Source organism: Pseudomonas sp. AL03, from assembly GCF_029960815.1.
In the GTDB taxonomy this organism is placed as follows: Bacteria; Pseudomonadota; Gammaproteobacteria; order Pseudomonadales; family Pseudomonadaceae; genus Aquipseudomonas.
The window spans coordinates 1-11,571 of sequence record NZ_JASBRE010000018.1; the positions used below are offsets into that span (position 1 = coordinate 1).

Annotated in this window: 13 protein-coding genes and 1 pseudogene; 9 read left to right on the top strand and 5 right to left on the bottom strand. The window is 58.2% G+C overall.

From position 1 onward, the window contains the following. The 4 genes from QK293_RS17815 to QK293_RS17830 all read left to right on the top strand — a co-directional run. A partial coding sequence (locus QK293_RS17815) for a TOBE domain-containing protein (protein WP_282379339.1) occupies nt 1-563 on the top strand: 563 nt, incomplete at its 5' end. A gap of 30 nt (nt 564-593) precedes the next feature. Then, nucleotides 594-2,069 carry a mannitol dehydrogenase family protein gene (locus QK293_RS17820; RefSeq protein WP_282379340.1) on the top strand — a complete coding sequence of 492 codons (1,476 nt, stop codon included), beginning with the start codon at nt 594-596 and terminating at the stop codon, nt 2,067-2,069. Between the two features lie 123 nt (nt 2,070-2,192). Then, the gene (xylB, locus tag QK293_RS17825) at nt 2,193-3,689 is read left to right on the top strand and encodes a xylulokinase (RefSeq protein ID WP_282379341.1); all 1,497 of its coding nucleotides are present in this window, start codon (nt 2,193-2,195) and stop codon (nt 3,687-3,689) included. 13 nt (nt 3,690-3,702) lie between these two features. Then, nucleotides 3,703-4,641, top strand: a complete 939-nt coding sequence (locus QK293_RS17830) for a carbohydrate kinase (RefSeq protein ID WP_282379342.1) — start codon at nt 3,703-3,705, stop codon at nt 4,639-4,641. 65 nt (nt 4,642-4,706) lie between these two features. On the opposite strand, the gene QK293_RS17835 is transcribed toward QK293_RS17830, so the two are convergent. Next, nucleotides 4,707-5,003 (bottom strand): hypothetical protein, encoded by a 297-nt coding sequence (locus QK293_RS17835; protein WP_282379343.1) that lies wholly within the window; start codon nt 5,001-5,003, stop codon nt 4,707-4,709. Between the two features lie 508 nt (nt 5,004-5,511). Between QK293_RS17835 and QK293_RS17840 the strand changes: the two genes are divergently transcribed. Beyond that, nucleotides 5,512-5,778 carry a DUF2790 domain-containing protein gene (locus QK293_RS17840; RefSeq protein ID WP_282379344.1) on the top strand — a complete coding sequence of 89 codons (267 nt, stop codon included), beginning with the start codon at nt 5,512-5,514 and terminating at the stop codon, nt 5,776-5,778. 91 nt (nt 5,779-5,869) lie between these two features. After that, entirely contained in the window at nt 5,870-6,265 is a 396-nt protein-coding gene (locus QK293_RS17845) for a hypothetical protein (protein WP_282379345.1), read from the top strand. On the opposite strand, the gene QK293_RS17850 is transcribed toward QK293_RS17845, so the two are convergent. Further along, nucleotides 6,262-6,531 carry a DUF1652 domain-containing protein gene (locus QK293_RS17850; RefSeq protein WP_282379346.1) on the bottom strand — a complete coding sequence of 90 codons (270 nt, stop codon included), beginning with the start codon at nt 6,529-6,531 and terminating at the stop codon, nt 6,262-6,264. The two genes, QK293_RS17845 and QK293_RS17850, sit on opposite strands and share 4 nt — an antisense overlap. 356 nt (nt 6,532-6,887) lie before the next feature. Between QK293_RS17850 and QK293_RS17855 the strand changes: the two are divergent. After that, nucleotides 6,888-7,064, top strand: a pseudogene (locus QK293_RS17855) (ecotin family protein); the annotation flags it as partial. Nucleotides 7,065-7,095: 31 nt separating this feature from the next. Further along, on the top strand, nt 7,096-7,401 hold the full coding sequence (locus QK293_RS17860; protein WP_282379347.1) for an NIPSNAP family protein: 306 nt from the start codon (nt 7,096-7,098) through the stop codon (nt 7,399-7,401). 6 nt (nt 7,402-7,407) lie between these two features. Here QK293_RS17860 and ilvA read toward each other — a convergent pair whose 3' ends face one another. Next, entirely contained in the window at nt 7,408-8,421 is a 1,014-nt protein-coding gene (gene ilvA, locus QK293_RS17865) for a threonine ammonia-lyase, biosynthetic (RefSeq protein ID WP_282379348.1), read from the bottom strand. 248 nt (nt 8,422-8,669) lie between these two features. Between ilvA and QK293_RS17870 the strand changes: the two genes are divergently transcribed. Further along, nucleotides 8,670-9,002, top strand: a complete 333-nt coding sequence (locus QK293_RS17870; RefSeq protein WP_282379349.1) for a DUF2834 domain-containing protein — start codon at nt 8,670-8,672, stop codon at nt 9,000-9,002. On the opposite strand, the gene QK293_RS17875 is transcribed toward QK293_RS17870, so the two are convergent. Together QK293_RS17875 and QK293_RS17880 are read right to left on the bottom strand one after the other, a co-directional pair. Beyond that, entirely contained in the window at nt 8,983-9,906 is a 924-nt protein-coding gene (locus QK293_RS17875) for a magnesium transporter CorA family protein (protein WP_282379350.1), read from the bottom strand. The genes QK293_RS17870 and QK293_RS17875 overlap by 20 nt on opposite strands. Nucleotides 9,907-9,913: 7 nt before the next feature. Beyond that, nucleotides 9,914-11,488: a RimK family protein gene (locus QK293_RS17880; RefSeq protein WP_282379351.1), complete on the bottom strand. Its 1,575-nt coding sequence runs from the start codon at nt 11,486-11,488 to the stop codon at nt 9,914-9,916. Nucleotides 11,489-11,571: the final 83 nt, after the last annotated feature.

Genomic DNA, 11,571 nt, shown 5'->3' on the forward strand with positions numbered 1-11,571 from the left:
AAGAACTGCAAGCGACGATGATCTACGTGACCCACGACCAGGTCGAAGCCATGACCATGGCCGACAAGGTGGTCGTACTCAATGGCGGCAAAGTCGAACAAGTCGGCTCGCCGCTGGACCTGTATCACCAGCCCGCCAACCTGTTTGTCGCCGGTTTCCTTGGTACGCCGAAAATGGGCTTCCTCAAGGGCAACGTCACCCGCGTCGAAAGCCAGAGCTGCGAGGTACTGCTGGACGCCGGCACCCGCGTCACGTTGCCGTTGAGCGGTGCCAACCTGAGCGTCGGTGGCGCGGTCACCCTGGGCATTCGCCCGGAACATCTGAACCTCGCGCAAACCGGCGACTGCACCTTGCAGGTCACGGCGGACGTCAGCGAACGGCTGGGCAGCGACACCTTCTGCCACGTGGTGACCTCGTCCGACGAAGCCTTGACCATGCGCGTTCGCGGCGATCTGGCCAGCCGTTATGGCGAGACGCTGAGCCTGCACCTGGACGCCGAACACTGCCATTTATTCGATGCCGACGGCGTGGCGCTGACCCGCCCGTTGCGCGTTGCCGCCTGATTGTCGCGGCCTGATTTCAGAGAGCATGTGATGAAACTCAATAAACAGAACCTCAACCGCCTCGACCCTGAGGTAGCCCTGCCCGCCTACGCCCTGAGCGACACCCGCCAAGGCATCGCGCACATCGGCGTCGGCGGTTTCCACCGGGCGCATCAGGCGTATTACACCGATGCGTTGATGAATACCGGCGAAGGCCTGGACTGGGCCATCTGCGGTGTCGGCCTGCGCGCCGAAGACCGCCGCGCCCAAAGCGATCTCAAAGAACAGGATTACCTCTTCACCCTGTTCGAGCTGGGCGATACCGACGACACAGAAGTCCGGGTGATCGGCGCGATTCGCGACATGCTGCTGGCCGAAGACGGCGCGGCAGCGCTGATCGACAAACTCGCCAGCCCCGAGATCCGTATCGTTTCGCTGACCATCACCGAGGGCGGCTACTGCATCGACGACAGCAACGGCGAGTTCATGGCCCAGCTGCCGCAGATCCAGCACGACCTGGCACACCCGGACGCACCGAAAACCGTGTTCGGTTTTCTCTGCGCCGCGTTGGCCAAACGCCGAGCAGACGGCACGCCTGCGTTCACCTTGATGTCCTGCGATAACCTGCCGCACAACGGCGCAGTCACCCGTAAAGCGTTGCTTGCGTTTGCCGCCCTGCGCGATGCCGATCTGCGGGACTGGATCGCCAGCAATGTCAGTTTTCCGAACGCGATGGTCGACCGCATCACGCCGATGACCAGCACCGAACATCGCCTGCAACTGGCCGACAAACATGCGCTCGACGATGCCTGGCCGGTGGTCTGCGAACCCTTCGTGCAATGGGTGCTGGAAGACAAGTTCGTCAACGGCCGTCCGGCCTGGGAAAAGGTCGGCGTGCAGTTCACCGACGACGTCACGCCTTACGAAGAGATGAAGATCAAACTGCTTAACGGCAGTCACTTGGCACTCACTTATCTGGGTTTTTTGAAGGGTTACCGCTTCGTTCACGAAACCATGAACGACCCGCTGTTCGTGCGCTACATGCGTGCCTACATGGACCTGGACGTGACCCCACAACTGTCACCCGTGCCGGGGATTGACCTGACCGAGTACAAGAACACCCTGGTGGCGCGTTTCTCCAATCAGGCGATTGCCGATCAGCTGGAGCGTGTGTGTTCGGACGGTTCGTCGAAGTTTCCGAAGTTCACCGTGCCGACGATCAATCGATTGATTGTTGATGGGCAGGAGACCAAACGTGCGGCCTTGGTGGTAGCGGCTTGGGCCCTGTATTTGAAGGGCGTGGACGAGAATGGCGATACCTACGCGATTCCTGATCCGCGCGCGGCGTTTTGTCAGGCGCTGGTGGCGGATGACGCGTTGATCACTCAGCGGATGCTGGAAGTCGAGGAGATCTTTGGCACGGCGATTCCTCATTCACCCGAGTTTGTGGCGGCGTTTGAGTGGTGCTGTAACAGCTTGCGGGATGTGGGTGTGACGCGGACGTTGGAAAAAATCCTCGCCGCTTGATCGTTCCCACGCTCTGCGTGGGAATGCAGCCCGGGACGCTCCGCGTCCCATTCAGAAACGGACGCAGAGCGTCCATTGCGGCATTCCCACGCAGAGCGTGGGAACGATCTGTGCGGGGCACACATGACAAACCAACAACTATTCCTCGGCATCGACTGCGGCACCCAAGGCACCAAAGCCATCGTCCTCGACGCCATCAGCGGTCAGGTGCTGGGCCAGGGTGCCGCCGCCCATACCTTGATCACCGGCGCCAACGGCCGCCGCGAGCAAGACACTTCCCAATGGCTGGAAGCCTTCGCGCTTGCCACGCGCCGTGCATTGCTCGCGGCGAAGGTCGACGGCCAGGACATCCTCGGCCTCGGCGTCTCCGGCCAGCAACATGGGCTGGTGCTGCTCGACGACCAAGGCCAGGTGCTGCGTCCGGCCAAGCTTTGGTGTGACACCGAATCCACCCCGGAAAACGACCGTCTGCTTGCCCATCTGGGTGGCGAAAAAGGTTCGCTGGAACGCCTCGGCGTGGTCATCGCGCCGGGCTACACCGTGTCCAAACTGCTCTGGACCAAAGAACAGCACCCGCAGATTTTCGCTCGCATCGCGCGCACCCTGCTGCCCCATGACTACCTCAACTATTGGCTCACCGGCCGCAGTTGCAGTGAGTACGGCGACGCCTCGGGCACCGGGTATTTCAACGTACGCACCCGCCAGTGGGACTTGCAACTGCTGCGCGACATTGATTCCACCGGGCGTCTGCAAGCCGCGCTGCCGGAGTTGATCGATGCCCATCAAGCGCTCGGTACGATCCTGCCCAGCATCGCTGAACACCTGGGCATCAACCCGCAGGCGCTGGTCTCCAGCGGCGGTGGCGACAACATGATGGGCGCCATCGGCACGGGCAACATCAAACCCGGCGCAATCACCATGAGCCTCGGTTCTTCGGGGACGGTGTACGCCTATGCTGATCAACCGACCGTCAGTCCGGACGCTTCAGTCGCAACGTTCTGCTCCTCCAGTGGTGGCTGGCTGCCGCTGATCTGCACCATGAACCTGACCAATGCCACCGGTGTGATTCGCGAGTTGTTCGAGCTGGATATCGCGCCGTTCAACGCCCTCGTTGAGCAAGCGCCAATCGGTGCCGAAGGCGTGTGCATGCAGCCGTTCCTCAACGGCGAGCGTGTCCCCGCCCTGCCCCATGCCACCGGTAGCTTACTGGGATTGACGATGACCAACCTGACCCAGGCCAACCTGTGCCGCGCTGTGGTGGAAGGCACCACCTTCGGGTTGCGTTATGGACTGGACCTGCTGCGCCAGAATGGCTTACAAAGCCTGCGCATCTGCCTGATTGGCGGCGGCTCGAAAAGCCCGGTGTGGCGGCAGATCGTCGCTGACATCATGAACACTCCGGTGATCTGCACCGAACAAAGCGAAGCCGCAGCCCTCGGCGCGGCGATTCAGGCGGCGTGGTGCACGTCCTGGGCAAACGGGCATGAACACAGCCTGGCGGATCTTTGCGAGCGTTGCGTGAAGCTCGATCCGGCCAGCGAAACCTTGCCGATCGCCGACAATGTGGCGACCTGTCAGCAGGCCTACGAACGCTATCAACAGCATGTCGCAACCCTTTAAAGAGTGAATAACTATGTACCTGGTGTGTGGCGAAGCGCTGTTCGATTTCTTCAGTGAAGACGACGCCAGCGGCCTGGCTTCAAAGGTGAATTTCAAGGCGATTGCCGGTGGTTCGCCGTTCAACGTGGCGGTCGGTTTGCGCCGTTTGGGGGTGGAGGCTGCGCTGTTTGCCGGCCTGTCCACCGACTACCTCGGCCGGCGCTTGCAGCAGGTGTTGCAGGATGAAGGTGTGCGCCCGGATTACCTGGTGGATTTCGCTGCGCCTACGACCCTGGCGATGGTTGCCGTCGGTGCCAATGGTTCACCTCATTACAGCTTCCGGGGCGAAGGCTGCGCTGATCGTCAGCTAAAAACCGAGCATCTACCGGAACTGGGACCTGACGTGCGCGGCCTGCACATTGGCTCGTTTTCGCTGGTTGTTCAGCCGATTGCTGACACGCTGCTGGCACTGGTACGCCGGGAAAGCGGCAAACGTTTGATCAGTCTTGATCCGAACGTACGGCTCAACCCTGAGCCGAATATCGACCTGTGGCGTTCGCGTGTTGCCACCTTGGTTGAGCTGGCTGACCTGATCAAAGTCAGCGATGAGGATTTGAGCCTGTTGTACCCCGAGCAGGATCCGCAACGGGTGATTGAAGGCTGGCTGCGGCATCGCTGTCAGTTGGTGTTTCTGACCCGTGGTGGCGAGGGGGCGACGGTGTTCAGCAAGGGCCATGGTTCGTGGTCGGTGTCGGCGTGTTCGGTGAAGATTGCCGATACCGTGGGGGCTGGCGATACGTTTCAGGCGGCGCTGATTACCTGGCTGACCGAGCAGCAGCTGGACTCGGTTGAGGGCGTGCAATCGCTCGGCCGCGAGCAGATCGACGGGATGCTGAAGTTTGCAGTGCAGGCCGCGGCGCTGACCTGCAGCAAGACCGGGCCGGATTTGCCGTATCGTCATCAGCTAATCTGACTGATCATTCCCCTCCCAGACAAGCCGGCTCCACAGGAGCCTGGCTTGTTCGTTGAGGTATAGCGTCAGACCGGCGCCTTCCACCCCATCATCCGCTGCTGAGCAACCTTCAGCAAATCGCACCCATCCTGCGTCAGCAGATAAAGCGCATGCGTAATGTGCGGAATGTCTTGAACATCACCGTTCCTGAAACACTGGCAATGGAGCGTTTCAAGTAACTGGCTGGAGGCTCGGATGCGCTGTAAAGCGGCTTCGAGTATGTCTTGGGGATCGGCCTCTGTATCGATGACCATTGGGTTTGAGTCGGTAACGCTGCTTTTGATTGAGCGATAGCGATCGGGAAACGGATTTAGCGTTGGCATAGTAATTACTCGAGTATTAATTAGTAATCGCCAGCACCGTGACCAAACGATGGAGGCGGCTGTGTACAGGCTTGGTCAACCGCTAACACTCAAAACGGCTCGCCCGAAAGCGTCCTGCACACAGCCACCATTGCAACGCACTACGAGACGTAGAAGTCCGCAGCGCGAATGATGGCACATATATGTGCAGTGTTAATCAGGTGACCAAACCTGTTCGCTGATTTTGCAGCGACGCCAAACAGTAAACGCTGGTGGCTTGCCGGCGAAAGACGACAAAGCGCCCGAGCGTGTAGGACCGGGCCGAAGCTCCCTCAGTTTTTTTACCTGTATGAATTCTCTGTCAGAAACATCATCGCGACAGACGGCATTCAGCGGGGTTAACCATCGCTTAACCCCGCGGTCCAAACCTTTACTGGACCGCACGCCTTCAGACTCTTCTGACGCCCAGTGCGGCAGGTTCGGCGCCTCACACGCCGAGCTGACTTTACGCCTGCACCGGAGACCCTTCATGAACATGCACACTTTGCTGATGACCACCGCCCTCGCCTGCACCGCGTTCGCCGGACTGGCTCAGGCCAATGACACTTCAACTTCCCAGGCCGTGCCCTATCACTATGGCATGCCGCTTCACGTGGGTAAGGTCGTTGCCATGACTGAACCGAATACGCTGGAGTGCAAAGTGATAACGGCGGAGATGAAGTACATCGACACCTCGGGCAAACCTGCAGAAATCACCTACCTGAAGTTTTCCGACGCTTGCAGTTATCAAAACTGACTGAAAGGTCTGATTCAACACGTTGCGGTATTCCTTTAAGGGGTTCTGGCGCTATGCTCTGCGCCTACCCCCACTGCCGCAAGGATTCGCCATGCAGTTATCGTTTCGTACCTTGTCGACCTTCACGTCCTTTCTGTGTTTTTTGCTGGCCCTGGTCTGGGGTTTGATACCAGACGGGTTGCTGTCAACCTGGAGCATCGAATACTCGTTGGCGGTGGGCGTAGTCGCGCGGCGCAGCGCGGTGCTGTTCGCGGCGTTGGGCGTGATGTTTTATCTGGTTCGAAACGAGCCGCCTTCGATTACCCGCCATGCGTTGAGCAATGGCTTCATGGTCGGCTGTTGGGGGTTGGCAGTACTGGGCTTCGGCGAATGGCTCAATGGCCATGCCGGTCCGGGCATATTGCTTGCAGTGGTGGTCGAGCTGGCGCTGGGCCTGGCGTTTTTCCAGGCCAAGCGCGTGTCGGTAGAACTCGAAACCGTGGGTTAAAGCGCTTTCCTGTCTGGATGCAGGGGCCGGGCATCGGCCTGACGCTGCATGTCAGAACGCAGTCCAGCAATCAGGTCATTGATTTCTCGACAACCATTTAGCTGTTTGGCATTTATTCCTGTCTTCATTAGATCGAGGTGATCGGTTTCACGATCGGAATACACCTTAACGGTCATCGACAGGTCCGGCGACAGCGTGCATTGACAACGTTTCGGCAGAAAACTGCTTTCAATGATATTGCGAAGTTCCAAGGCAGAAAGAAACATGGCGACCCTCTCCTTAATGTGAGACTGCCAATCAACTATCGACACTGACTCAATGAAATCCCCGGTCAGCTCAAGACCAACTACAGCATAAAACATGCCCAGGATTTCGCCCTGCAGCTCATCGGTAAATCAAAGATTTAGCGAAACCACCGCTAAATGGCCTCATGCAGTCTGCAAGAAAGGCCGGTTGTGCCCCTGCAATTTGCACACATCTCTGAGTTTGCATTCGCAGCTGACGGCAGTAAGAATGCGGCCAGACATTCAGTATCCGCCGCCCCCACACACACGCAAGGAGGCACGATGGGTTCGTTGACCTTAATCACTACCGTTGGGCTGATTGTTGCTGAACTATCGACCCGATGAGCACGCTGCTGGCCTGCCCGGAGGGCACGAGCAAAAAGAACTTCGTGCCCGTGGTCGGTGACGGGTTCATGCTCCGCTACAACAGCAAACTGCCGATCGTGCTCTACGTGCCTAAAGACGTCGAAGTCCGCTACCCGATAGGGTCGGCGTCGAGCAAGGTCGAGAAAGCATCCAGGAATAACTCGCCACAGGAGCACTATTTTGATTACCTGCCACGTCAAATATGTGATCGACCCGTATCAACTCAGTGAATTCGAAGCCTACGCCAAGGCCTGGCTCGGCATCGTCGAGCGGTTGGGCGGTACGCACCACGGGTACTTCCTGCCTTCGGAGGGCGCGAGCAATATCGCCTACTGCCTGTTCAGTTTTCCTTCGCTGGCGGACTACGAAAGCTACCGGCATATCGCGATGACTGACGCCGAAAGCACCGCGCTCGTGGCTTCGCTGGTCGATAAACAGTTTATCGTCAGTTATGAGCGGACCTTCCTGCGCCCACTGCTGGCCTGACATCCCTTATACCGGGGCGCCGCTCAATGCGGCGCGTTCGGCCACATGCCGCAAACTATCAAAATTGATGTTCGCCCCCGAGTCGATGGCGACCAGGGTCTGACCTCGGCTACCGGTTTGCGCCACATATTTTTTGATTCCGGCCACGGCCAATGCACCAGAAGGTTCGGTGATCGAGCGGGTATCGTCGTAGATGTTCTTGATGGCGGCGCAGAGTTCATCGTTGCTCACTGTGATCACTTCATCGACGCAGAACCGGCAGACTTCGTAGCCATAAGCGCCGATCTGCGCCACTGCCACGCCATCGGCGAACGTTCCTACACTCGGCAGGACAACTCGCTCTCTGGCCTGCAATGCGGCATACAGACAGGCGGAATGTTCTGACTCGACGCCGATAATGCGGACTTCAGGTCGCAGGTATTTGACGTACGCCGCAACGCCAGCGATCAGGCCACCCCCCCCCACCGGGACGAAGATCGCATCCAGCGGCCCTTGATGCTGACGCAGGATTTCCATGGCAACGGTGCCCTGCCCGGCGATCACGTCCGGGTCGTCGAAGGGCGAGACAAAGGTGCGACCGGTTTGCCGCGCCAGGCTCAGCGCATATTCCAGCGCAAACGGAAAACTTTCGCCGTACAGCACCGCATCGGCGCCCCGACTGCGCACACCGAGCACCTTCAATTCCGGCGTCGTGCACGGCATCACAATCGTTGCGGCGATCCCCAATTCACGCGCCGCCAGCGCCACGCCCTGGGCATGATTGCCTGCCGAAGCCGTGACCACCCCGCGCGCCTTTTGCTCATCGCTCAGTTGCACCAGTTTGTTGTAGGCACCGCGGATCTTGAAGGAAAAGGTCGGCTGCAAGTCTTCGCGCTTGAGCAGGATCTGATTGCCGAGCGCCTCGGACAGTGCTGGCGCCGATTGCAACGGCGTACGCACCGCGAGTTCATACACTGGCGCGGCAAGGATCTTTTTCACGTAATGCTCAAGCAAGGCCTGCTGGGCGGGGATGCTGCTCATGGTTGTCTCCTGACTTTGATCGGAGCCCAAGAGACAGAAAGTAAAAACCCGCCTCTAGGGCGGGTTGGGTGCTGCAATCGTGAGCTAGCCCGCCAAATAAGGAATGGCGGTAATAATGCTTGGCTGGCAGCGCAATACGGTGGAAGTCATGGCTGGAAATTAGCCGGGCGCTGATGGCAAGTCAATGGCCAATTTTCCTCGGCCGCTGTAGGCTGACGATTCTGCTCATCGTCCCAAGGAAGGAAACCATGAAGTCTGTCGCCCTGCCCCTCATTGCCCTTATTGCCTTCGCGGGTTACACCGTTTCGGTGATGCTCCAGGCCGAGCAGTCGTTAATCGATTTCGGCATCAGCCTGATGTTGCGACCTGATACTGCGCAGGTGGTGATTGATTTGTACCTGCTGGCGACATTAGCCGGCGTGTGGATGTACAAGGATGCACGCAAGCGTGGGCAGTCAGCGTTGTCGGTGATGCCCTACTGGCTGATCACGGCGATTTTTGTGTCCGTTGGGCCGTTGTTGTACCTCGTCGTCCGTGGCTTGCAGGATCGGAGAAAGGCCGTCACTTTGCCAACCGCCTGAGCCCGAGCACCATCACTCCAGCTCCAATCATCATCGCGGTCAGAAACAGCGGATATGAAACCCACCACGGCACGCCCGCCGTCATCATGCTGAACTCGGACATGCCGCCAATACTTGCAATCAGGTTCAGCGGCAGAAACACCACATTGATCAACGTCAGTTTGCGCAGCAGATTGTTCATGCTGTTGTTCATCAGGTTGCCCCGGGCGTCGATGAGGCCAGAGAACACCGTGGAGTAAATTTCCGCCTGTTTGTAGCACTGGTTGTTTTCGATGATCAGGTCGTCGATCAGCCCAATGGCTTCGGCGCTGAAATGTTCCTTTGCGGCGTGATTGCGCAACCGGGTCAGGACTGCGCCGTTGCTGTGAATCGCGTTGATGTAATAAATCAGGCTTTCGCTGAGGTTGAACATCTGGATCAGGTGCTGGTTCTGCATCGACGCGTTGAACTTCTGCTGCAATTCCCGGGCAACCAGCTTGATCACCTTCAGGTGGCCCAAATAGTGATGGATGTTGTTGAACAGCAGGTCGAGCAACACATCCAGCGGCGTATTCAGAGGCTGGCGCATGCCGAGGCCACTGAGCGGCGAGTCGTCGGTGGCGATCACCAGCAAACGATGCTCGGAAAACAGCAAACCGCAGGACGACACTTCGAAGGCCAGGCTACCGGCACCGGAATAGTTTTCCGGGCGTTTCCAGATCAGGAACAGGTTGTCGGGGTGAAACTCGATGCGTGACACCTCGTCGGGGTCCAGGGCCGAGGCCAGGGCGTGTTCATCGACTTTGAAATGGCTGTGCAGCAAGTCCCGCTCGGCCGCATCGGGGTTGTTGAACAGCATCACTTCGGCGTCCAGCCGTTCGACCGCTTTCAGGGCGCCGTGAATCAGTTGAAAGCTCTTGATCATCCGCCGCTCACCACGTCTGGCCGCGGCGCTTGAGTTCCAGGCGACGAACGAACTCTTCCAACACCAGCGAATACAGATCGTCCTGCAAGTAAGCGTCTTCGATGCCGGCGTCCATGTTCGGGTTGTCGTTGACCTCGATCACCACCACTTTGTCGCCGGACTGCTTGAGATCGACACCGTAGAGGCCATCGCCGATCAGGTTCGCAGTCTTCACCGCCAGTTCCACCACCGCCCGCGGGGCTTCGTGAACGGCCAGGGTGCGGCATTCGCCGTTGATGTCCTGGCCCTTGGCCTTGTGGTTGTAGATCTGCCAATGGCCCTTGGACATAAAGTACTGGCAGGCAAAGATCGGTTTTCGGTTGAGTACGCCGATGCGCCAGTCGTATTCGGTGTAGAAGAACTCCTGGGCCAGCAACAGCACGGAATGTTCAAACAGTTCGGCCGTGGCTTCGAGCAAGGCTTGCTGGCTTTCGACCTTGATCACACCTCGTGAGAAACAGCCGTCGGGAATCTTCAATACCAACGGGAAACCGAGGCGCTCGCCCACCCGCTCAAAGTCTTCCGGTCGCTCTTTGTAGAGAATCTCGGTGGCGGGCATGCCCAGTTGATGGCTCTTGAGCAGATCGGTCAGGTACACCTTGTTGGTGCAACGCAAAATTGACGCCGGGTCGTCCATCACCACCAGCCCTTCGCTCTCTGCTTTCTTGGCAAAGCGGTAGGTGTGGTTGTCGACGCTTGTCGTCTCGCGGATCAGCAGCCCGTCGTATTCGGCGATACGCGCGTAGTCCTTGCGCTCAATCAGCTCGACGTCGATGCCCAACGTCTTGCCAACCCTGACGAAGTTGTCCAGCGCCTTGGCATTTGAAGGCGGCAACGCTTCCTGGGGATCGTGGAGGATTGCCAGGTCATAACGGGCCAAACGCCGGGAACGCGGTACGCGCCAGATCTTGCGGCTGAAACTGTCGAGTGCGTTAGCGAACTGGTCTTCCTGATCTTCGCGCAACTTATGTAAGGCGCCGGACTTTATGCCTTCGATGTGCCAACCATTCGTTCGACGAAACTCAACTAACAATATCGGGCACGGAAAGACCTCGAACAACTGTCGCGCCAGATCCTGCAACGGCTCGATATTAGTCTTGCCAAAGTACAGTGTCAGGGTAAAGCCTTCTGTATCGCTGTAAAGATGATGACTGAGGGCTTTTTCCAGGGTTTTATCCAGATCATCCAGGGCCAGGCCGTACAAGGATTTTCGAGTCAGTTCGCTGATGGTACGCACCGACGGAATCACCTTGTGCCCACGGGCTTCGGCCAGCAGCGAACAGTAGTAACCGTGCCCCAGGTACTTGTAGCTGCGGCACAGATTAATCACCTGGACCCGTTTGCCCTGCTCATTGGCGCGGGTTTGTTCGAGGTACTCCTGGGCGCTGACGATGTCTTCACTGGGGAAGTAGGAGGTCCAGTCTTCCTTGCGTTCGACGATGATAATCAATTGGCTGGAAGTTCTAACTCCATCATTTAAATACGTTGCTGCCGGCAAAGTTTGCTCGGATACTTCGCGCCAATGACCTTGTACCGCTGACATAGTGATTGATCCGTTGGAGAACAAGACCTTTCCTATTAAGCACGAACTTTTTAGAAAGTCGCGTTTCGTTACGCAACTTTTAC